This is a genomic window from Pseudoalteromonas sp. TP27, from assembly GCF_056470645.1.
Window position 1 is genome coordinate 43108 of sequence record NZ_JARDAK010000006.1, and the last position, 23038, is coordinate 66145.

The 23038-nt window shown below is 38.7% G+C and carries 14 protein-coding genes; 5 read left to right on the forward strand and 9 right to left on the reverse strand.

Going from position 1 to position 23038, the window contains the following annotated elements; all coding sequences use genetic code 11:
• Positions 1–33 precede the first annotated feature (33 nt).
• Both PX700_RS09235 and PX700_RS09240 read left to right on the forward strand, forming a co-directional pair.
• Complete coding sequence (locus PX700_RS09235) at positions 34–1632, forward strand: DNA cytosine methyltransferase (RefSeq protein WP_479520553.1); 1599 nt, start codon at positions 34–36, stop codon at positions 1630–1632.
• 117 nt (positions 1633–1749) lie between these two features.
• Positions 1750–2901, forward strand: a complete 1152-nt coding sequence (locus PX700_RS09240) for a DNA cytosine methyltransferase (RefSeq protein ID WP_479520641.1) — start codon at positions 1750–1752, stop codon at positions 2899–2901.
• On the opposite strand, the gene PX700_RS09245 is transcribed toward PX700_RS09240, so the two are convergent.
• The 5 genes from PX700_RS09245 to PX700_RS09265 form a co-directional block, all read right to left on the reverse strand.
• On the reverse strand, positions 2894–4777 hold the full coding sequence (locus PX700_RS09245) for a response regulator receiver domain (protein ID WP_479520554.1): 1884 nt from the start codon (positions 4775–4777) through the stop codon (positions 2894–2896). The genes PX700_RS09240 and PX700_RS09245 overlap by 8 nt on opposite strands.
• The gene (locus PX700_RS09250; protein ID WP_479520555.1) at positions 4774–7800 is read right to left on the reverse strand and encodes an ATP-binding protein; all 3027 of its coding nucleotides are present in this window, start codon (positions 7798–7800) and stop codon (positions 4774–4776) included. Before PX700_RS09250 ends, PX700_RS09245 begins: the two co-directional genes overlap by 4 nt.
• Positions 7801–7913: 113 nt before the next feature.
• Positions 7914–8252 (reverse strand): hypothetical protein, encoded by a 339-nt coding sequence (locus PX700_RS09255; RefSeq protein WP_479520556.1) that lies wholly within the window; start codon positions 8250–8252, stop codon positions 7914–7916.
• Between the two features lie 65 nt (positions 8253–8317).
• Entirely contained in the window at positions 8318–8800 is a 483-nt protein-coding gene (locus PX700_RS09260; protein ID WP_008127170.1) for a PIN domain-containing protein, read from the reverse strand.
• Positions 8781–9854: a helix-turn-helix domain-containing protein gene (locus PX700_RS09265; RefSeq protein WP_479520557.1), complete on the reverse strand. Its 1074-nt coding sequence runs from the start codon at positions 9852–9854 to the stop codon at positions 8781–8783. The genes PX700_RS09260 and PX700_RS09265 overlap by 20 nt, the downstream gene beginning before the upstream one ends.
• Positions 9855–10108: 254 nt before the next feature.
• Between PX700_RS09265 and ylqF the strand changes: the two genes are divergently transcribed.
• From ylqF to fusA, 3 genes are all read left to right on the forward strand, one after another.
• Positions 10109–11062 (forward strand): ribosome biogenesis GTPase YlqF, encoded by a 954-nt coding sequence (gene ylqF, locus PX700_RS09270; RefSeq protein ID WP_415638467.1) that lies wholly within the window; start codon positions 10109–10111, stop codon positions 11060–11062.
• A gap of 777 nt (positions 11063–11839) precedes the next feature.
• A complete protein-coding gene (locus tag PX700_RS09275) occupies positions 11840–12565 on the forward strand; it encodes a response regulator (protein ID WP_479520558.1) in 726 nt (241 codons plus the stop codon).
• A gap of 205 nt (positions 12566–12770) precedes the next feature.
• Positions 12771–14855, forward strand: coding sequence for an elongation factor G (fusA, locus tag PX700_RS09280; RefSeq protein WP_479520559.1), 2085 nt, complete (start codon positions 12771–12773; stop codon positions 14853–14855).
• Between the two features lie 431 nt (positions 14856–15286).
• Here fusA and mdoH read toward each other — a convergent pair whose 3' ends face one another.
• The 4 genes from mdoH to hemB all read right to left on the reverse strand — a co-directional run bounded on the left by mdoH (position 15287) and on the right by hemB (position 23031).
• Positions 15287–17245: a glucans biosynthesis glucosyltransferase MdoH gene (mdoH, locus tag PX700_RS09285; RefSeq protein WP_479520560.1), complete on the reverse strand. Its 1959-nt coding sequence runs from the start codon at positions 17243–17245 to the stop codon at positions 15287–15289.
• A complete protein-coding gene (locus PX700_RS09290) occupies positions 17217–18836 on the reverse strand; it encodes an OpgD/OpgG family glucan biosynthesis protein (protein ID WP_479520561.1) in 1620 nt (539 codons plus the stop codon). The genes mdoH and PX700_RS09290 overlap by 29 nt, the downstream gene beginning before the upstream one ends.
• 326 nt (positions 18837–19162) lie before the next feature.
• Positions 19163–21892 (reverse strand): ExeM/NucH family extracellular endonuclease, encoded by a 2730-nt coding sequence (locus tag PX700_RS09295; protein WP_479520562.1) that lies wholly within the window; start codon positions 21890–21892, stop codon positions 19163–19165.
• A 128-nt stretch (positions 21893–22020) separates the two neighbouring features.
• On the reverse strand, positions 22021–23031 hold the full coding sequence (gene hemB / locus PX700_RS09300; protein ID WP_479520563.1) for a porphobilinogen synthase: 1011 nt from the start codon (positions 23029–23031) through the stop codon (positions 22021–22023).
• Positions 23032–23038 lie beyond the last annotated feature (7 nt).

The following is a 23038-nucleotide window of genomic DNA, read 5'->3' on the forward strand; positions in this document are numbered from 1 at the left end:
ATACCCTGGACTTAGCTTCAGGGTTGCGTTAAAATGTTAGCCATTAAAGTTTCGGAGTATTTATTTGTGCGGCATATTGAGCTGTTTGCTGGCTGTGGCGGCCTTTCATTAGGTTTAGAAAGTGTGGGTTTTGAGTTTGTCTTAGGCAATGAATTATCACCTATGGCAGCAGAGACGTTTGCTTATAATTTCTTTAATGAAAATTTAAGTGACTTAGCTAAAGCCCAAACAAAGCCGGAACGAGTGAAGTGGATTAATAGTCGCAACGATGATTTGAATGCAAGATTACGAGAAAACCCTTTTGAGTTTCCTACTATTGATGAGAGTGGTTACAGCGATTTACCTGCTGATATTCGTGAATACGAAGGCAAGTTATTGGTTGGTAGTGTCAGGGAGTTAAACACCCTTTTATCACAACGACCGGAGCTTGCTGATGCGTTACATAATAGTTTCGGGAAAGGTGAATTAACACTTGTTTCAGGCGGCCCACCTTGTCAGAGCTTTAGTATGGCAGGTGCACGAAAAAAAGATTGTGAAAAAAACACCTTACCTTTGGAATTTGTTTCTTTTGTAAATAGTATTCGGCCGCGTTTTGCTTTGCTTGAGAACGTAACAGGTATTTTAAGAGCATTTCAAGACGATGATGGCAATAAGTACCATGCATGGTATGAAGTCGCGAAAGCTTTCGCTTCTATCGGGTACGTGCCGCTTTGCCTTCACGTTAATGCTCGTTACGTAGGCATTGCACAAAACAGACCTCGCTTTATTCTTATAGCTATTCGACAAGATGTTCATGAAGCTATTTCTGAAGCACAGCACTTGAATGAGCAAAGCCTTAGTCTACTCGCTTCATCCTTGCCGTTTTTTAATATGGTGCAAGAAAAAGGAGCTGAATTAGAATTTGGTCATTTAGATTACTTTGATGTTGATAAACAACCAAAGGTATTCGAAGAAAGCTTTTTATCCGAACTTATCAATGGGACTCAGGTTTCTGTTAGTGAGGCAATTGATGATCTTCGAGGTGAAGGTATAGAGCCATCTAACTTTGTTACTCAACTTAACAGTACCTTTAAATTACCATATAGAAGCGCTATCCCTAATCATGATAAGCGTGCCAATGGTGAACTTGTGCAAAGGCGCTTTAGGCTTTATCAAGTACTGCAACAAGTAGGTAGTAAAGCTATAAGTAAAGAAGTATTCGCTATTTTAAAAAGCGAATCTACAACCCTTAGTAATGACGCATGGGCTGTATTATCAAAGTATGAGTATTTAAATTTAGATGGTGAATTAGAGCTTATTAAAAGCCTTCAAGAGTTTATTAGTTATTTGAAACGTCACCCAACTAAAAAGCAAACACAGAAAGCTTTGACTCCAAACTCACCTGCACCAGCAGCTTTATCTATCCCTGATGATGCATGCCATTATCATGAAGATGAACTTCGTACACTTACTGTAAGAGAAATGGCGCGCATACAATCTTTTCCTGATAACTTCGAATTTCGCTCTAAGGTAACCACTGGCGGTAAAATGAGGCGATATGAAGTACCTCAATATACGCAGGTTGGTAACGCCGTTCCTCCATTGCTGGGAAGAAAGTTAGGTCAGATTATTTTGACGCTAGATAATTTATAAATGGATATTATTTAAATCGCAGTTGTTTGGATATAACTACTCATGTAAGAGTAACTTCAGTATAATTGCCGTCGTTTTTGTTATTAAGAGTATAAAATGATACGGAATTTGACTGCAGTGGATTTGTTTTCTGGGGCTGGTGGTTTTTCACTCGCCGCCCACAATGCAGGGGTCGATGTCCTTGCAGCTATAGAGTTTGATCTAAATGCAGCTGAAACCTATCAAAATAATTTGGTAGACCGCCTTGATGCACCTACACAAGTTTTTGCTCAAGATATTACAAAAAATCTAGATATAGACTCTATGATGCGATATCAAGGAATAAAGAAAGGTGAGCTAGATATTCTGCTAGGCGGGCCTCCTTGTCAGGGGTTTTCTTCCCATCGAATAAAAGGTTCTGGCAAAGACGATCCTAGAAATGCCTTGCTCATTCGTTATTTCGATTTTGTTCGTCATTTAAAACCAAAAACGTTTTTAGTTGAGAATGTCCCTGGGCTTTTGTGGGAGCGCCATAAAGACTATCTAAATAAGTTTATAGATCTTGCTGCTGAGCATGGTTACCAGATAGTAACTGGTGCACCTATGATATTAAATGCAAGAGACTATGGAGTTCCACAAAACCGACGAAGAGCTTTTATATTTGCAGTCCGCACTGATATCGCCAAAGGCGATATCGAGTGGCCACCAAAGCCAACGCATTTTAAATCTGGGGATTCTAAATGGCTGACATCTTCAACGGTATTTGAAAAACCGCCGTCATCTATTTTAGATGGATTTAAAAGCAGGCTCGAAACTAAATTTAACTTATCAAGTGATGATTCAAACAAAATTGTGGATGAACTACAGTGGGGCAAGGTGCTAAATGAAACTGATCCTTGTAATTTGAATATGTGTCACTCTGAGGTTATGAAAAACCTGTTTAAGAATACTCCGTTACTAGGTGATAGGGATGAGTCAGGGCGGGAGTTAGATTGTCATAAAGGCTATTCTGGGCATAAAGACGTATATGGCAGGATTTATCCTCATATACCATCAAATACCATGACCACAGGGTGCAACAACCCTTCAAAAGGCCGGTTTGTTCACCCATGGTTAAATCATGGGATCTCTCTTCGTCATGCTGCTCGTTTACAAACCTTTCCTGATGATTATATTTTTTCAGGTAAGATAATGTCTATGGCAAAGCAAATTGGTAATGCAGTACCTGTTGCGATGGCACAGGTACTGATAGAGCATATTAAATTTATATTAGAAAGTAACTCTAAGTAATCGTTGCGCTCATAAAGTCCACACCAATTCTAGCTTCATATTGTAGTTGAGTGTTTTGATAACGAGATGCAAAACCGGCTCTCAATTTAGCTATTGGTAAAAACTCTTTTTCAGTAATTTCTAGTTCTTTGTTGTCATTTGTAATTACGAATTGTATTTTCTTAGTATTTCCAATTTTTATCGGCTCATTATCGTGTTTAACAACAACTCCCTGAACTATAGCTGGGACACCATCTTTTTCATATATTTTTAGAGCTAACCTCTTATTACTATGACTTACAAAAATAATGTCTGATTGGTGAGCGTTTTTTAGGGCCTTTTTTAAATTTTCTTCTATTGTTAGCTTGATAAATCTCATTGCTCGATGAGGTGTCATTGCTGCAACCAAGCTGCTTCCTGTAGTTTGATTTGGCACTGTATTACAGCTAGGTGCAATACATAAATAATAATCATCATGAGTAATGTCTTTGATTACTACACCAGTAGAAATATGACTTACATCTTCTTTTACAGTGCATAATTGTTCGTTAAAAGCATGAACGATATTACATCGATAGTCTGTATTCATATCTTCAGCTGAAACAGCTTCGTAATTTTCAGCTGATATATCTAGCATTTTATTTATAAAATTGTGATGCTTACCAGGGTTATCTTTTTGACCTGAAAACTCAGGTAACTTATCAGCAGTATTATTTGCAGATTCAACGACAAAATCAATTAAGTGTAAGTCATTTCTAATATTATCTGAAACGTCATTCAATAGATTAGCAAGCATATCTTTGGCTGCAATGTGGCGGCTGTCATCAGCAACTCTTAATACTCCCCAAAGCATTGAAATTTGTTCTATTTTTCCTTTCGATAACACTTTTTCCATTGAAAGGTTGGCGTCTTCAATCTGGTTCTGAAGCTGTGATGTTATTACTCTATAAAAACTAGGTCTCCAATCGTGCAGACACGTTTCAATACAATCCCATATATCTTTGGGGTCATCTTTATCATCCCTTTTAGACTTTAGAGCAATAAATACATGGCCTGCTTGAAGCCATTGACCCTCAGTACCATGTATTGCAAAGCTCGTTGAGTCGGCTTTTATTAGGTTTAATGTTTGGATTGAGTCTTCAAGTAGTCTCTTTATATGGGATATACTTAGTTCATCTGCTGCATCTTCATCTAATAATGCCTTTAGCTCTGCGAGCAGAGGGGCGAAATTTAATTCGCTGAGCAAGTGTTCTCGAATCATTGATTTCTTAAACACAGATTTTTCCCACTCATCTTTCCATTCTACTTGGTTTTGCTCCCATGCATCTAACTCATCACCCTGAAGTTCAATCAATTGAGTTCTATCCCCGTATAAAACGGCAGCTATTTGTCGCCAAACATCTACTAACACTTCGTTCGTATAGATCACAACAATATTCATATGCTTATTGTTCGATAGATCAGATATAAGCTTTAAAGAAGACAGTGCTTCATTACCTTTATTTTCAGGATTAAGGTGATAGTCTAAAACTACGAGATCGCTCTTTCTTATTTTTTCGACTTCCAGCTTTTCGACGTTACTTTCAACAGTACATATTTTCTTTTTTTCATGAAAAAACTCTGTAAATTTCTTTGCTATATCACTTCGTCTTAAAAATTCGTCGGTTTTTTCATTGGCTTGGATTTTATCTTCTTCTAGGATTTTCGAGAGGTTCTTTTTGTATTCAGCTAGATCAGTGATACTAGAACTTTCTAACTCCACTAACTTTTTATTTATAGTGGCTTTGTTTTCAACAAGTGCCTCATATGACTGGTATTCATCATCAATGAGCAGAACTGATTTGATAGAGTTGTCACGAAAAGCTTCAACAATTTTACTCTTATAAGCATTTGTCATTTTTTGATTTCCATACCACGAAATTGAATTACAAAGTTTGCGCCATCTTTGATGAGCTTTTCTTCTTCCTTTTCTGCGTACCAAATTTTATGGTGCGCGACGGAGAGGTTTTGCTTAGATAAGTAAAGGCCTACCCCGTTACCGTTTGAACGCCGGCTATAGAAAAGCTCAAACAGCCTATCGATGTCCTCCGCGTCTACCGCTGGTCCGCTATTTGCGATTACAACTAAGTCACCAATAATATCTATTCTTATTGTTCTATGCTCTGCAAGGCTAACCCAATATAGGGCATTATTTAAAACGTTTATAAATACAGGGATTATTCGAGATTTCACATCTACTACAACCATCTTTTCAAAGGTGGGGCTGATTATTAGCTCAACATTTTGTCGTTCAAACCGATCTATAAAAAAAGTATTAATGTTTTTTATAATCTCGACACCAGTAATATCATCACGAGCTTGGTAACCTGATAACTTTAAAGGAGATAGAAAGCGAAGGTAGTCAGTAAATTGTTTGTGTGCAGCCATGGCATTTTTAAAGCCTATTTGACTTTGCGCGTCACTACTCATTGATTTAAGAGCGCGGGTAACAGCCTTATCTTGAGCATTTAGCTCGTGAGCAATAACTTCAAAACTGATTCCGAGTTGCGCAAGGCTTCGTATTTGATTTATTTCTTTCTCTGCATTTACGCGCTCTTCCTCTGCTATTACAAAAGCAGAGTCAAGGTCTATACCATTTTCAAGCTTATCTAAAGCTTGTAAAAATGCATCGTATTTATAAGAAAATTCATCAGCGAGAGTTATGTAAATAGCATCTAAACTATTGAGCGTAAATGCTACATCGCTAGATTCAGTAACAGCATCTAAAATAGGAAGAGCTTCTTTCTCATAAGCTTTTTTATCTTCTCTGGATTCGCTTATCCAGAAATTTTTAAGCCGTTCAAAAGTACTTTCAATATTAGAGGTGTAACGATTTAGCTGTTTATTGAGCGATGAATCACAATTTTTGTACTTTTTCTCAGCACTCTGTATGGGTGAAAAGTACTGTCCTTTAGCTTCAATTTTATTTAGCCTTTCTCTACATGTCTGCAATAACTCTGTTAGTTCGGCAAACATATCTCGGTAAGATCGATATTGCTCTTCTAATGGTTCAGTTACCTTTGCGGGCTTATTTGGCACTTTAAGATCTGTTCTTAGTGATTCAATTCGATCAATTTTTTTAATTAAGCTATCTAGCTGGTTAAGGGATATGGAAATGTCACTCCCTAACTCAGTATGTAAGTATTTAGCTTCTTCAACTTGAGTAGTTAATATGTCTTCATTTCTTTTCAAAGTTGAAGTAAAAGTTTTTACATTTACCCTAGCTGATGCTTTTTGTGCTTTTTTCTGTTTTTGTTTGGCTTTTGAAAGCGCTTCAAGAACAACTTGACGGTTATCTGATTTTGCACCGAAAAACTTATCAGCTAAATTTATCAATAGATTAATAACAAGAGATTTTAATTCTCTTGCTGCTTGATTAATAATAAAGCCTTCTCTACCTGCTTTATCTTTTAGACGATAATTATCTTGTTGATGAAGTGCTATGTGACCAAATAGTCGACGGTTTGACCAGTAGTATCGGCCAGCACTATTAGATCTTCTCTCCTCTATCTCAAAATAATCATTATCTACACGTCCGTAAGGTAGCACTCTTAGTCCATCTCGAGAGATCATAAATCCCGAATACTTTGCCGCTTGTTCTTTAATAGCAGCTAACTCTTCTGGAGTATGAGTTGATTTGGATTGATCAAATTCGAAAGCACCTAATTGTAGATTGAATTGTCCAGTTTGAGTGTATGCTGACATTCCTGAAGAGCGGCATGGGATTTCTACATTGTCGTATTCTACACCAAAAGCTCTAACAGCTCCTCTGAACCAGCCTTTTTCATCTATAACACCTTCAATTTTATGCTCTAAATTTGAGAAGTCGTTATAACCAAACACATCCCGATAATCTAAAATAGTGCTATAACTACCGGTGTTCCAAAACTCTCGGTCAAACTTTATTATTTCATAACGAAAGTTAATATTTTGATCATCTTCCTCTCTATCATAAGGGTTTACAAAAGCCCTTAATGTATCAACCAAATTTTCTTCAATTGCTATAAACTCATCTGAATCCCGCCCTAATTGACCCCTATTGGTTAAGAGCTCTAGATCACGATTTAAATCTAATAGAAAAAGTGCAGTACCATGCGTTTGACCATCTAAGTTTTCAGCACTCTCTAAGATTTTACTCCATTGTTCTAGATAATGTTCATTAAAAGAAAATGATTCACTCAGGCGCTTTATTTTATCCTCAGTTGAGATAAATACACTGTTATTTGAATCACTTTGATGCGCTGCATAAGCTTCTTTTTCATCATCCGTGAAGCGCTCCCAAGCTCGCCTTAATATTAAGTCGTCAGGATTACTTTCTGAAGGTTCCAGGGCTAGATTGGATAACATATCTTTTTGTAATTCACTACAAAGTGCTGGTAACTGCTCTAATGAATCGAATTCACTCATCGGCACTTTAATATCATGTAGGCTGAGATAGGTATTTTCAAAAAGACGCCAGTCAATAAGCGCAGCGGAAAAGCGAGAATCTATTTTCTTAGTAACTATAAGAGTTACGGGAGCCAAGAAAGCTGTAGAAAGCCGGCCAATCCCTTTTTCACCCTGTGTAAAGCGGTCAGGTAAACCAAAGCGATCATTTTCTGGAAGCAGCTTTTTAGTTGTTTTTGATGCTGTACCAATTGTTAGCCAGCTGTCGCTTAGTTGCTCATATGTCATGCCGCAGCCGTTATCAATAATAGCGCCACACTTAATATCAGCGTCATACAAGTGAAGGGCTACATCTCTAGCATAAGCATCGTAGGAATTTTTCCATAATTCACTGACAGCTGTAGGCGCATCGGCTATTTGGCCTTTTCCTAGGTGATCAATTGTCCTAGCCTGAGCTTTGAAGGAGACTGACTTTCTATTTGATTGTGAAATCATATCAAATGCTTACATCCATGGTTAATAAAATCATTCTATAAATTTTTACAGTTTTAGGCTAGCATACTTTCAATGCATTTAGGCTTTAGATATATTCTGAATAATCCTATTTATTAATGAGGTGATTTATTGTCTAGCAGAGCATCTAAAAAGAGTTTTAAATCAGCATAATCTTCAGACTCAAATAATACTTCTCCGTTACCAGCATAAACCTCCGGTTCTTCGTTAGTTCCTTCATTATTTGCCTCAATAATTACATATCTAGGCGTATCTTCCTCTCTTTGTTCTATGTCAGCATGATCAACCCATAATACATAAAACAGCTCACCTACCTTGAAATAAAAGCTTGGGCAAAGATCATTGTGCCAGCTTTTATCTATTAGATAAGGGTGATCATTTAAGTCAAAGCCGAGGTCAAAGCTTTGCCCAAATTCTTGTTTATAAAGTGACATATTGTTTCCTTCTTAAAAACTAATTTAGCCAGTGCTACACGCACTGGCTCTATGCCGTACTTACGTTATAAGGCGTTTAAATGCTCTATAGCCACCTTCCAAGGAAGTCTTCGGCCTGATAGCTTCATTTTCTCGTAGGCCTTTAATGCAGTTTCTTTCGTTACTATTTGTTGCCTAACAAGCTGCGTTATTAATGAAATAGTGCCTTGGACAACAATGCCTTCTTTTTCAGCAGCTTTTCTTAAAGCCATATCGCCAGTTACAAGAGGGCAGTTTTTTTGCTTAGCTAAACACAAAGCAAATATATCGTTACGGCTGGCATTTAAATACAGCGGAATTAATTCCATTGCATGCATCATTGAATCAGGTGATAGCTCTTCTAAAGTTAAGCCCATAGCAGGTAAATGTGCGTGCTCTTCCTCAAGCTCTTCAACGAATAAGATATCAGGTATGGCGAATTGGTAAGGTAGCTGAAAAAGTTGGGTTAGTAGCTCACCTTCTTCCATATCTATTAATATATTGGCATCACTAATTAGTAGCTGCTGCATTAAGCACCTCTAACTTTCGTTCTTTGTGAAAGCTTGAAAGTGATACCCCTAATAGTTCTGCTGCTTTAGATATACCAATGTAGTCTTCACTTAGCGCACGATATACTAGCTGCTTATAGAGGTAAGTAATCTCATGCGGATAAGGTTTGCCAGGTTCCTGAGTACGCCAGCCCTGCTTACCAAACCAAATAAACATATTCTTTTGGGTTTGATATGAAATTACACCAGACTGTGAAGCACGGTACAAAGAGGCAAGCATGCTTATGCCGTACTCATGCTTGAGCATGTATAGCTCTTGTGCTTCTAATTGAGTTCGGCTTTTACCTAAGTGTTGTATTAAGCTAGTGCTTGGTAATAAAAAAGCCCCTGCGAAGTGATTACATGCCTTTTCTTCATCAAGCTCTTCAGACAGTCGGCTGTGCAATACTAAGTGACCCAATTCATGAGCGAGTGTAAACCGTTGACGATCACCACTTTGTGCCGTAGAGATAACAACAACAGGTAGTCCATTAATGTTACCCGCGAGGCCATCAAACTTTTTACTTGTTTCTACATCAGTGCAAATTATCATTACACCTTTCGATTCCAGCGTATCAATCATGTCATGAATAGGATTTAAGCCTAAGCCCCATTCATTGCGCATAGTGGTGGCTACACCTTCTAGCTGCTCATATGAATCAATCACATCAGGTAATGTACTTGGTAGTGAAAATGGCGTAATAGGTTTAATTGAGTCTGGATAAAAGTTTAAAAGTTCTTGCCAGCGCTCAGCCTGATCTAAAACATCACCATTTATACGATCTAAAATTTTCTGTGGTGTGCTTGCACGCTTACGATATTCCACACCTTCTAACTTTACTTTTATAGGACGGAAAAAGTATTCAGTGCGCACTTCAAGTGCGCTTGCAAGTTTTAATAAATTAGAAGAAGACGGCATAGCAGTACCATGCTCATATTTTTTTATAGCATTGGCGGATACACCAACTGCGGTAGCTAGTGCTTGCATTGATAGGCCTGAGGCTTTTCGGGCACGAGTAAATCGTTCAGCAAACATGTGTATGTACCTCGTGGTTTATAAAATTCATATATTTGTCGCAAATATAAACCATTGGTGTATTTTTGTCCATAAACATCAATAGTACTTATGTAGCTGAGATATACTACTGGTTTTATTTATACGAGAAGTTTAAAGGGATTATGTAGTAAACTAGGAGCCATTAGTTGAGGTGATAAATCGAAGTTATTCACCCAGTACCCCACGCAGTACCCCATGGTGTTATGGGTTGAAATAAAAGGTTTATAAATCAAATGAGTAGAGCAGGAATACAGTGGTTCCCTGGGCACATGAATAAAGCCCGCAATGAAATTAAAGAAATAATGCCACAAATGGATGTGATCATTGAAGTGCTTGATGCGCGCATTCCCTACAGTAGCGAAAATCCAATGGTGGCTACCTTGCGTGAAGGCAAGCCGGTCATCAAAATTATGAACAAAGCTGATTTAGCTGATCCTAAAATGACTCAAATCTGGAAAGATTATTTTGAGCAAGAAAATGGTGTTAAAGCTATTTCTTTTGGACATGATAAAGCGGCTGAAGTACATCGTATTAATGAACTTTGTAAAAAGTTAGTGCCGCATAAAGTAGGTGCTGATAAGCAAATTAAAGCCATGATAATGGGTATTCCTAACGTGGGTAAATCTACGTTAATTAATGTATTAGCTGGGCGTATAGTTGCAAAAACAGGTAATGAGCCTGCGGTAACGAAAGCACAACAACGCATTAAGCTTGAAGACGGTATTATGCTTTACGATACGCCAGGTATGCTTTGGCCAAAAGTAGAGAATGAAAACTCAGGTTATCGCTTAGGCGCTACCGGTGCCATTCGTGATACGGCGCTTGAGTATGAAGAAGTAGCAAGTTACACCGCTGAGTACTTATTGCGTGCATACCCTGAGCTTTTAAAAGCACGTTATAAAATTGCCGAACTTCCTGAAAGTGATTGGGAGTTTGTTGAGATGGCGGGTAAAAAACGTGGTTGTATTCGTGGTGGTAACCAAATAGACACATACAAAATGTCTGAAATACTAATCAACGAATTACGCGACGGTATTATTGGCCGTATTACGATGGAAACCCCGCAGATGCGTGAGGAAGAAGAAGTAATGGTTGCTGGTTTACGCGCTGCAGCAGAAGCTAAAAAAGCAGCTAAAGAAGAAGAAAAGCTGCAACGCCGGGCACGTGCTCGTAAAAATCGTCGTTAATATTTAACCTGAGCTCAGGTTATTTAATTAAAGTAATTTAGTTTTACTAGGGTCTGTTGAACTTTGCGGATTAAAATTTGTTCAAACTAGGGGCTATTTAATCGCGGCGCGAGATTTGTAACCTAGTGGGCTAAGTCAAAACCGAGCAACAAAGAGTAAATAGCCCCTAGGAAGAACCCTTTGGGCAGCGCCTGTTTGGCATTAATGCTACGTTATCGCCCATTTATGTGGAATAACCACACTGCATAGGCCTTGCCTAAATACCAAACAAACTGCTGCAAATTTAACCTTGAAAGATCAACAGACCCTAAATTACAGACATAAAAAAAGCCCGTAAGGGCTTTTTTAGTTTCATATCTACCGTCACCGATATGAGCAATGTAGCAAGTAAAATAGTAGGGCGGTTACTCATCATCAACATCAAGGGGCGTTGCGGTTCATAACAAGTAACCATAGCTGTTTACGTGCGCCACACGTTGTTCCAGGGTCAGAAACAATAAATCAATTCATTCCTTAACAAGTGGTATGCAATCCGTCTTGTTGATATTGATTATCAGTTAGATCTAACTATCTGTCAACACCTAAATACAAATAATTCTTATTATTGCTCTGTTTGTTTTTTATTCATATATAAATCATCTAGTTTGCACTAAAGTGAGCGCTCTTATTTCAGCCAAGCAATTTAGACTCACGCGGTAGCACGTTAGAAATTGGTGAGTCAGACCTGCTTGGTACAAGGCTAAGTGTTTACATTCCAAAATAATAAGAGCATTAAACATGACGTATTCAGTAGTTATAGTTGAAGACGAAGTAGAAGTAGCACAACTATTAGCACAATATTTGTTGCTACCCAATGGGGTAGCCGGTAATCAAACGCCCAAGCAAAGTTTAAGACAGGCACAGTATCAAGTTGTAGGCATTGCAGGTAATTTAAGTACAGCAACAGCTTTATTGCATGCAATCGAACCCGATTTAATTTTACTTGATATACATTTACCTGATGGTAATGGCTTAGACTTGTTGAGTGATTTACGACGACGAACACTTAAAAGTGAAGTGATGTTGTTAACCGCAGCTAAAGAGATTGAAACGCTAGAAAAGGCAATGCAGTTAGGTGCATGCGACTTTTTAGTAAAGCCTTTAATGTTAAATCGACTTGATCAAGCCCTTGCACGGTTTGAATCACGTCAGCAATGCTTTTCTGATGCCAGTGAAGTAACGCAATCGATGGTTGACACATTATTTGGCTCAAAGCAGCAAACTAAGACATCTGTTCGTTTACCAAAAGGGGTTGATCAACTTACCTTACAAAAAATACATGATGCGTTTGTAGAGCACGCAACTTCTGCATTTACCGCTCAGCAAATGGGCGATTTGGTTGGCGTTAGCCGCTCTACAGCACGCCGGTACTTGGAGTATTTACTGGAGTCAGGCAAGTTAACAGCTGACCAAAATTATGGTGGTATTGGACGTCCGGAGCGATGTTATAAAATAAGGAAGTAACTTTGTGTAATTAAAGTTAGTTATGTAAACTTAATTATTTCAGCGACTTAGGTTTTATTCTTTATCTTTAATTATCCATGAATTCTAATTGTAAAAAAAATATATTGAATTGATTGCATTTTAAGCGGCTTGTATGGTGATGTTCGCTTTAAGTGATGTTATACTCCTGCCGAATAATTTATCGACTTTATTAAGAGTAAAATTAATGGCAGATTTATCGAAGTACAGAAACATTGGTATTTTCGCGCACGTTGATGCGGGTAAAACCACGACTACTGAGCGTATCCTAAAGCTTACTGGTCAAATCCATAAAACAGGTGAGGTTCATGATGGTGAATCTACTACTGACTTCATGGAACAAGAAGCTGAGCGCGGTATTACTATTCAGTCTGCGGCTGTAAGCTGTTTCTGGAAAGATCACCGTTTTAACGTTATCGATACTCCTGGACACGTTGACTTCACAGTTGAAGTTTACCGTTCACTTAAAGTATTAGATGGCGGTGTTGGTGTGTTCTGTGGTTCTGGTGGTGTTGAACCACAATCAGAAACTAACTGGCGTTATGCTAATGATTCAGAAGTTGCACGTATTATCTTCGTTAACAAATTAGACCGTATGGGTGCTGATTTTTACCGTGTAACTGAGCAAGTACGTAAAGTACTTGGCGCAACTCCACTAATCATGACTCTACCAATTGGTATTGAAGATGAGTTTGTTGGTGTTGTAGATGTTTTAACTAAAAAAGCATACGTTTGGGATGACACTGGTCTTCCTGAAAACTACGAAATCACAGATGTTCCTGCTGACATGGTAGAGCAAACAGACGAGTATTATGAAATGCTTGTTGAAACTGCCCTTGAGCAAGACGATGCACTACTTGAAGCTTACATGGAAGGTGAAGCACCTTCTTTAGAAGACATCAAGCGTTGTATCCGTAAAGGTACTCGTGACCTTGCTTTCTTCCCTACATACTGTGGTTCTGCGTTTAAGAACAAAGGTATGCAGCTTATTCTTGACGCTGTTGTTGACTACTTACCATGTCCTACAGAAGTTGATCCTCAACCTCTTATGGATGAAGAAGGTAATGAAAATGGCGAGTTTGCAGTAGTATCTACTGACGAACCTTTCAAAGCGCTTGCATTCAAAATAATGGATGACCGTTTTGGTGCATTAACATTCGTACGTATTTACTCAGGTAAACTAAACAAGGGTGACACTATCCTTAACTCGTTTACTGGTAAAACTGAGCGTGTTGGCCGTATGGTTGAGATGCAAGCAGATGACCGTAACGAATTAACTAGCGCACAAGCTGGTGACATCATTGCTATCGTAGGCATGAAAAACGTGCAAACTGGTCACACTCTATGTGATCCTAAGCACCCAGTAACACTTGAGCCAATGGTATTCCCAACTCCAGTAATCTCGATTGCTGTACAGCCTAAAGATAAAGGCGGTAATGAGAAAATGGGTGTTGCTATCGGTAAAATGGTTGCAGAAGATCCATCTTTCCAAGTTGAGACTGATGAAGATTCAGGCGAGACTATCCTTAAAGGTATGGGTGAGCTTCACTTAGATATCAAAGTAGATATCCTTAAGCGTACTTACGGCGTAGACCTTATTGTTGGTCAACCACAAGTTGCTTACCGTGAAACTATCACTAAAGAAATTGAAGATAGCTACACGCATAAGAAACAATCTGGTGGTTCTGGTCAGTTCGGTAAAATTGATTACCGTATCAAACCAGGCGAAGTTGCTTCAGGCTTCACGTTTAAATCATCAGTAGTTGGTGGTAACGTACCTAAAGAATTCTGGCCAGCAGTAGAGAAAGGCTTTAAATCAATGATGGGTACTGGTGTTCTAGCTGGTTTCCCTGTACTTGACGTTGAAATTGAACTTTTCGACGGTGGTTTCCATGCCGTGGATTCATCTGCAATCGCATTCGAAATCGCTGCTAAAGGCGCTTTCCGTCAATCGATCCCTAAAGCGGGCGCACAACTTCTTGAGCCAATCATGAATGTTGACGTGTTCACTCCAGAAGATCACGTTGGTGATGTTATTGGTGACCTTAACCGTCGTCGTGGCATGATGAAAGACCAAGAAGCTGGTTTAACAGGCAGCCGTATTAAAGCTGACGTACCGTTATCAGAAATGTTCGGTTACATCGGTACACTACGTACAATGACATCTGGTCGTGGTCAGTTCTCTATGGAGTTCTCACACTACGCTGCATGTCCAGCTAACGTAGCTGAAACTGTAATCGCTGCAGAAAAAGAGAAAAAAGCTGCTAAGTAATTAGCTCTTTAACTCTTTAAAAAAACCCGCACATGTTGCGGGTTTTTTATTGCCTATAATTTAGGGGAGTAGCGTTATAGAGGAATTTAATACCAATCTGCTTATGTATGGGGTCTATTTAACGTTAAGGAAATTACACTAGAACTAGGCAAAAATTTTTGTATCTAGTTGTTCTAAATAAAAAATTTTTAACGACGTTATAGTGCAATTTAATTCGGTAAATTGATCAAAGATTTATGCAGGTTGGTATAATTCGTTAAATTGCGCAAAGATTTATGCAGATTGGTATTACATAGGTATTAAATTACTTAAGATTATTATTACTGAGTGCATAAAAGATAGCTCTAGGTTAACTAATAGATAGAAAGTAATTTTATTTAGATAACAAAAAGGAGCGATTAATCGCCCCCTTTTATTTTTTAACGCGCTAATTAACCTTTCTTTATAGCTTTAGCTTTTAGCGCTTTTATCTTTAGTCCGCGTGGCTCACTAAAAGACTGTATAGGCATGGTAACCAATTGCTCTTGTGGTAGTGCTGGTATTGTTTGTGGGTAAACACCTTCCTTTGGTACCGAAATTTCTTTTAGGTGAGTTTTAAGCGCTTCTAGTGTTGAATCGTTATCAACTTCGCTAGGGCAAATAAATATACCTAATTTTCTTAGCTGTACACCGAGTTTAATGCTACTGGTATAACGGATAATCGGAGCACCCAGTACCAAGCCTAATAATATAGGCGATAACCACCAGAAGAATACTGGCGTGAAGTAGTAAGCAATACTGCCCCATGCAATAGCTACAATAGTTGAAAATAACGTATAACCAAACGCTTCTTTCCAAGGAACCATACGACCTTCACGAGGCTGAGCATCCCACTTTACTTTTTTACCTAAAAACACGCAAACTACAAAGTAAGCATGAAATACCATCATTAATGGGGCAACAATAATAGCAAATACGGTTTCAATGATTGAGCCTAGTATTAGCTTAATTGAGCCACCAAAGCGTTTGTTTCTATGTATTAGAGTGACAATTATGCCCATTAGCTTAGGCATTAATAAAATAACGATAGTTAAGTACAGCAGTGAATCAATAAGATCCGTTTTAGCTATTTGCCATGTAGGGAATAACTGATAAACACGGTTAAAGTATACATCACTATTTAATGCGCGAGTCACTGCATCAATTGTGCTGAGCGCTAACATTGAGAGCCAAATTAGCGACGAAATATAAGCTGTTGCACCTAATAAAAAGTGTAGCTTACTCATTAGTTTTAATTTTGACGACGACAACAAGCCTAAGTGCTGAATATTACCTTGCACCCAGCGTCTATCGCGTACAGCGTAATCTAGGATATTACTTGGTACTTCTTCGTAGCTACCTTCAATATCTGATAGCAACAATACATCCCAACCAGCACTGTGAAGTAGTGAAGCTTCTACAAAGTCATGACTTAAAATTTCGCCACCAAAAGGTGCATTACCTTTAAGTGTAGGTAAGCCACAGCAGGTTATAAATGCTTCAACTCTAATGATTGCATTATGACCCCAGTAGTTTGCTTTATCAGTTTGCCAAAAAGCAGAGCCAGTAGCGAGCATTGGGCTATACAGCACTGATGCAAACTGTAAAAAACGGCCAAAAAAGGTATCTTGACGAACAGGGATCGGAATTGTTTGAATAAGGCCTGCTTGTGGGTTATTGAGCATACTTGTAGTAAGCTCTAACATACATTTTCCGGTCATTACGCTATCTGCATCAAGCACAATCATATGGTCGTACTTACTGCCCCAGCGTTCACAAAAGTCGGTTAGGTTACCAACTTTACGATGTTTGTTATCTTCTCTGCGACGATAAAAAACGTGTTTTGCTGTATCACCTAAACGTTCACACAATGCATGCCATGCACTTAGCTCGTTTTTAGCTATTTCTGGGTCTTGCGTGTCACTTAATAAGTAAAAATCAAAGTTTGCAAGTTGACCTGTTTCTTTTAACGATTGCAGACTAACTTCAAAACCCGCGATAACACGGTGAGTGTCTTCGTTATAAATAGGCATTACAACAGCGGTTTTTTGGGCGTTAATTGCTTCACTATTAAACTCAATGGGTTTAATACGCTTTAGCGTAAGTGGGTCAATTCGCAATAGCTGTAATACAAAGCCGATTGTTCCACTACAAAAAGCAGTTACAATCCATGCAAAGGTGATTGAAAATAATACAAGTAAAGCATACTCAAGCAATGTCATACCGTTTGAGTTTAAAATTTCAAACATGATAGATATGCCGTAGCCCGATGTGCCAAGTGCCGCAATAGCAAATAGCCATACTCTTAGTGTTTTGAATGGCATTGGAGTGCCCTTACCTTTATTACTTGATGTCATTTGGGTACCAAACATAACTCCATACCTCGCTAATTTCTTTATCACGTAGTTTTAACAATAAACGCATATCAACGGGTTGATCGTCCTGTGGTGCAATTTTAAAGGCGACACGCCATCCTCGTGAATCAGGTAGTTTTTGTACGTTTACATCGGTTACTTCGCCCGTTGTAAGTTGAATGTCTGCATCGAGTTTTAATTGATCAGAAAGTTGATTTATTTCTGGACCTGTAAAATCAACAGTAAATTGACGATGACTTGGCGGCGGCGGGTTGTCTTCACCAGGTAAAGCGGCGCTACCGATTCTTGTGCGTAGTACGCGTGCTTTTTCGTGCTGAGTTAAAGCTGCATTAAAGGTCGTCATTTTGTAGCTTAGCTTTAATGAATCTCCAGCTTGCATTGGCTTTTCTGGTACCCAGTAACTGACGATATTGTCGTTAGTTTCTGTATCAGTAGGTATTTCTACAAGCTCTACACGGCCATTTCCCCATTCACCTTGTGGTTCGATCCATAGGCTAGGGCGGTTGTGATAATGTGCTTCGGTATCTAGATAATTATTAAAATCTCGGTCGCGCTGTGCTAAACCAAAACCTTTAGGGTTATTGTATGAAAATGATGTAACACTCAGTTGTGAAGGATTGTTAAGCGGACGCCATACCCATTTATCATCGGCAGATTGCGTTAGTAAGCCATCTGAATCATGAACTTCAGGGCGGTAATCGTCAAAAAATTTGGTGCTGTTTTCGCCGTGGTAAAACATGCTCGTTAGTGGCGCTACGCCGAGCTTTTTAATATCTTTACGCGCAAAAATCTGCATATCTACATCAACAAGCATGTTTGTTGTTGGATCAACATTAAACTTATAGGCACCAGATATAGATGGGCTATCAAGTAATGCAAAAATAGTAATATTTGTTTGCTCAGCTTTTGGCTTAACTAACCAAAATTCTTTAAATACTGGGAATTCTTCACCTGAATTTTCAGCAGTATCTATTGCTAAACCACGGGCAGACAAACCATAAACTTGATTAGGACCGACTACTCTAAAGTACGATGCACCCTGAAATACCATTACTTCATCTTTATATTCATTAGTATTTAACGGGTAATGTAAACGAAATCCTGCATGGCCTAATTGAGTGCCCGCTACACTTTTAGCTATTTCTTCTTGAAGTGGCGCTGCAGTTCCATCGTATTGATAAAAATCGGTGCTAAAAGGCAAGCGACTACGTTTTGAATCGCTATCAACTGTATTTATAGTGACAGGTGTTTTGTATAAAAACCCCGGATGGAATAGCTGTAGTTCGTAAAGACCTTCATCTTTCCAAACCGCTTTGTCCTTTTTAAAGCGAATTGAACGGTAATCTTGATAATCAATATTATTTAATGCTTCAAGCTCGATGCTTTTAGGCGCCACGTATTCTTCACTTGCTAACTTTTTAGCGCGAGCGCTAATTACGTCAAATAAGCTACTTTGTGGGATTGCTACATCAACGGTTGCAGCAATCGCTTGGTTGCTATTGCCCCAAGTCGAAAAAATAATAAGTAGACCCAGTAGTGGTGCTGACTTTTTTTGCCATTTAGGCAGGTTTTGGGTTAATTGTTTCATTCTCATTCCTTTATAAAAACACGACTTATTTTTACGTTCAGGGTAAATATTAATTTCTTTGTAAGTATCTTCTAGATTACTAATAGCAAGAAGTGGACCCTTTAAAAGTTTATATTTTTCAGTAGGTAAACTTATCACATGTAACTCATTGAGGTTTTTTGTATAAAATTCACTCAAATGTATGTAGTTGTTACTGATTAATTACTAGAAGATTTACAGATCGTATGAACATAGTACGTGGGGTTTAATGAAGCTTGTCTGAATTACATTTGTATAAAATAAAAAAGCCGCATGCGCGGCTTTTTAAATGTTGAGATTAAAGTTGGTTATTTCTTTTTGAATCTACGCACTATTGATAGTGGTGCTAAAAGAAGTGATAACCATAATAATGAACCTGAATCGTCATCATCAGAGCTCGCTTCAGTGATGTTAATTGTCACCGCTACCGAATCAGACACGTTATCTGCGCTATCTTTTGCTTGCACTGATAGTGCAATTGTACTTTCAACGTCAAAATCAAGTTCACCGGTTACAATAAGTTGACCTTGTTCATTAACTGTAATTATCTCACTACCCGACACTATAAATTCAACCACTGGCGATACATCCGCATTCGGATCACTGAATTCAAGCGTGCCGATAATTGTGTCAATTGCGCTATTTTCATCAATTGCAAAAACTTGGTCAGCAGCAATTATTGGTGTTTGTTCCTCAGGAGTTAAAATTACCTCAGATTTAATATCAATAATTACAGGATCGTGATCTGATGCGCGGTATGCACTTTCAGAGTACAAGCTAGATTGTTGCCCTTCGCTTTTAAACTCTACATTGTAATCAAGTGAAATAGGTTCATCTGCGTTGATATGCCAATCTGTTGCGGAGACAATTTTGTTTAGTAGTGATTGGGTCGCTACTGCATGATCTAAACTACCTGCACGACCAGAGAAGCTATAAGAGTAACCAAGTGTATTGCCATCAAGCTCTGCAACTACATTTTTATATCCTTTATCTGCAAATGCACGTATTGGATCTTCCATTGCGTAAGCATTCATATCGCCGACTAAAATAGTATCTTCATCGTCAACACCGGTTGGTTTGCTATCAAGCCAATTTGCGAATGCATTAGCACCTTCTGTGCGTATTTCATTCCAACAGCCTTGTCCATCATCTGAATCTGCATTGTTTCCAGAAGCACTACCACAGCTTTTAGATTTAAGGTGTGACACAGCAACAGTAAATACTTCATCAGTTTCTAAAGATTTAAAGCTTTGTGCAATTGGAGCACGGTTACTAAAATCAAATGGAGCCTCAGTCGTAATAGCAGCAGTACCTACTTCCTCTACCTTGTTAGCACGATAGATAAGTGCGGTAGTAATTGCATCGGTACCAATTTGATCTACGTTAAAGTCAACAAATGCATAGTTGTTAGTACTATCAGCTTCGTTTAATGCATTTACTAAGCTTGCAATTGCACTAAATTCGCCAAAGCCATCATTTTCGATTTCCATTAAACCAACAACATCGGCCTGGATAGCGCTAATTGCACTTACAATTTTAGCTTCTTGACGAGTAAGTTCAGCTTCTGAATCTGCACCTCGAGCTGTAGGAAACCCTTCACCTTGGCCATCACCATTAAAGTAATTAAGCACGTTAAAGCTAGCCACACGTAAATCTGCTTCAGCATTAAGCTCTGGCGCATCTTCACGTGCATTTGTCGCAATAAACTGAGGCGCTAAAGTTGGGTGAATTCGGTAAAGGCCAAAGCTATAAGCAAGTGCCCCTGTAACAGTATTTACTGTATCGCCAGTGCGTAATGTATTTTCTGCAGATAAGCCTGGAGCTGGGTAAGCTGTCGGGTCTAAGTTTTGTACTGTAGAGCCATCATCTAGTAAAATCTTTTTAAGTAGATTTTCTGTTTCAACTGCATTAGCTGCATCTCCAGGTAATGCAATTTGAGTCCCTTGATATAAGCGCTCTGTAGCTAATTCAACTTCACCATATCGACCAAGACCAAAGTTATTAGTGACTATTAATGGTTGCTCTAATGTAACTAGCATACCTTCAAAAGCTTCTAAATCAGTTGTATCAGCTAAAGGTAAAGTGATTTTTGTAGCTGCTACAGCTAAACCTGTATCACAAATTGCTACTTGGCTTACGCTGCCAATTTGTGTTGCATCAAAATACTCTTCAACAGTCCCTTGTACGCGCACATGGTCACCAACATTTACATCAGTATCTGCATAATAAACAAATACACCTTCAGAGCTTAGTGGGTTGGCATCTATATCAGCAGCAAGTGAGCTAACAAAAAAGCCTTTTAGTTGATCATCACCTTGAAGATCTGCGGTTACAACACCCTCAAGTTCTACTAATGTATCAACAAGTGGGCTTGCAGAGCCATCACCTTGAATAGCGTTAATTAAAACTTTCTCTGCACCACAAACAAGTGGAACAAGTGGTTCTGGCTCAGGCTCTGGTTCAGGTGTTGTTCCACCATTACCTGCGTGCGCACCTAATCCATCAAAATCATCTTTTTCAAACTGCACCCATTCTTCACTTGGATTAAATGCTGCATCTGGTGTTGTTCTACCTACAGTAATGCTGTCTTTACGACGAAGTGTTTTATCTTGTGTTTGTACTCCACCTTCAGACCAAAAAGAACCTGGATCTACACCACGCTGCCCAAAGCTGTCCACTACAGTACTGCCTTGTATTAAAACTAATGCATCATCACCATTAAAGTTAGCAACACTATGTTCTAAATCGGCTTTGCCTTTTAGATCATCATTTGAGCTTGAATTAACAATAACTAAGGTGCTGTTAGCAGCTAAAGTACCAGACAGATCAAGAGTTGATTGAATTGTTGTTTTACCATTTACATATAAATTTAATGAGTATTGATCAAGGGCTAGCGCAGATGACGAGTTATTATAAAGCTCAATCGCTTTATTATTACTGCTTCCTTCAACATATTCAGAAATGATTAGATCAGCGGATGCTGGAGCACTTAAACTTGCTATAATAAGTGCGAGTGGCGTTATTTTTGTTTTAAACATTTTTTATTATTCCCGTGTATTTAAACCCCAAATGGGGCACCAGTTTAGAGAATAAATATGACGGAAATAATACAAAAATGTAAACGAATGTGAATAAAAAGGCGGTTTTCCGCCTTTTTATAAATTTTTTACTTTTTAGCGAGGTATTGTGCGGCTTGCTTTGCAAAGTAGGTTAAAATTCCATCGGCACCTGCGCGTTTAAAGGCAAGTAAAGATTCCATTATAGTCGCCTCTTCGGCCAGCCAACCATTATCAATTGCCGCCTTGTGCATTGCATACTCTCCACTTACCTGATATGCGAAAGTAGGTACACCAAATTCGTCTTTCACACGGCGTACAATATCTAGATAAGGCATGCCAGGTTTCACCATGACCATATCAGCACCCTCTTGTAAGTCTAATGCGACTTCACGTATTGCCTCATCAGAGTTAGCAGGATCCATCTGATAGGTTTTTTTATTGGCGCCTTTTAAGTTTCCAGCAGAGCCTACCGCATCTCTAAAGGGTCCATAGTAGCTAGACGCATATTTAGCAGAGTAGGCCATAATACGAGTATGAATAAATCCATCTGCTTCAAGTGCTTCACGAATTGCAGCAATACGACCATCCATCATATCAGAAGGGGCAACAACGTCGGCACCTGCCTGTGCATGAGAGAGTGCTTGTTTAACTAAAATCTCTGTAGTGACATCGTTAATAACATAGCCTGAATCATCAATGATGCCGTCTTGCCCATGCGTCGTAAATGGGTCAAGTGCTACGTCAGTAATTACACCTAACTCAGGAAAGGCTTCTTTTAAAGCTCTTACGGTACGTTGCGCTAAGCCATCATCGTTATATGCTTCTTCGGCAAATAATGATTTTTTATCCGTAGGCGTTACCGGGAAAATAGCTATTGCCGGTACTCCAAGTTCGACCAACTCTTTAGCTTCAATGAGTAGCAAATCTATTGATAAGCGTTCAATACCTGGCATTGATTCAATTGCTTCGCGACGATCTTTACCATCAAGTACAAATACAGGGTAAATTAAATCGTTTACGCTAAGTTGGTTTTCGGCCATTAAGCGGCGAGAAAAATCGCTGCGACGCATTCTGCGCATGCGAGTATACGGGAAAAGGTCTAATCCTGATTGGGCCATATTAATA

What these genes read in the sequence shown, in the direction of transcription:
- PX700_RS09235 (WP_479520553.1), top strand. Translation starts at nt 34, where the DNA reads ATGTTAGCCATTAAAGTTTCGGAGTATTTATTTGTGCGGCATATTGAG.
- PX700_RS09245 (WP_479520554.1), bottom strand. Translation starts at nt 4,777, where the DNA reads ATGACAAATGCTTATAAGAGTAAAATTGTTGAAGCTTTTCGTGACAAC.
- PX700_RS09250 (WP_479520555.1), bottom strand. Translation starts at nt 7,800, where the DNA reads ATGATTTCACAATCAAATAGAAAGTCAGTCTCCTTCAAAGCTCAGGCT.
- PX700_RS09255 (WP_479520556.1), bottom strand. Translation starts at nt 8,252, where the DNA reads ATGTCACTTTATAAACAAGAATTTGGGCAAAGCTTTGACCTCGGCTTT.
- PX700_RS09260 (WP_008127170.1), bottom strand. Translation starts at nt 8,800, where the DNA reads ATGCAGCAGCTACTAATTAGTGATGCCAATATATTAATAGATATGGAA.
- PX700_RS09265 (WP_479520557.1), bottom strand. Translation starts at nt 9,854, where the DNA reads ATGTTTGCTGAACGATTTACTCGTGCCCGAAAAGCCTCAGGCCTATCA.
- ylqF (WP_415638467.1), top strand. Translation starts at nt 10,109, where the DNA reads ATGAGTAGAGCAGGAATACAGTGGTTCCCTGGGCACATGAATAAAGCC.
- PX700_RS09275 (WP_479520558.1), top strand. Translation starts at nt 11,840, where the DNA reads ATGACGTATTCAGTAGTTATAGTTGAAGACGAAGTAGAAGTAGCACAA.
- fusA (WP_479520559.1), top strand. Translation starts at nt 12,771, where the DNA reads ATGGCAGATTTATCGAAGTACAGAAACATTGGTATTTTCGCGCACGTT.
- mdoH (WP_479520560.1), bottom strand. Translation starts at nt 17,245, where the DNA reads ATGTTTGGTACCCAAATGACATCAAGTAATAAAGGTAAGGGCACTCCA.
- PX700_RS09290 (WP_479520561.1), bottom strand. Translation starts at nt 18,836, where the DNA reads ATGAAACAATTAACCCAAAACCTGCCTAAATGGCAAAAAAAGTCAGCA.
- PX700_RS09295 (WP_479520562.1), bottom strand. Translation starts at nt 21,892, where the DNA reads ATGTTTAAAACAAAAATAACGCCACTCGCACTTATTATAGCAAGTTTA.
- hemB (WP_479520563.1), bottom strand. Translation starts at nt 23,031, where the DNA reads ATGGCCCAATCAGGATTAGACCTTTTCCCGTATACTCGCATGCGCAGA.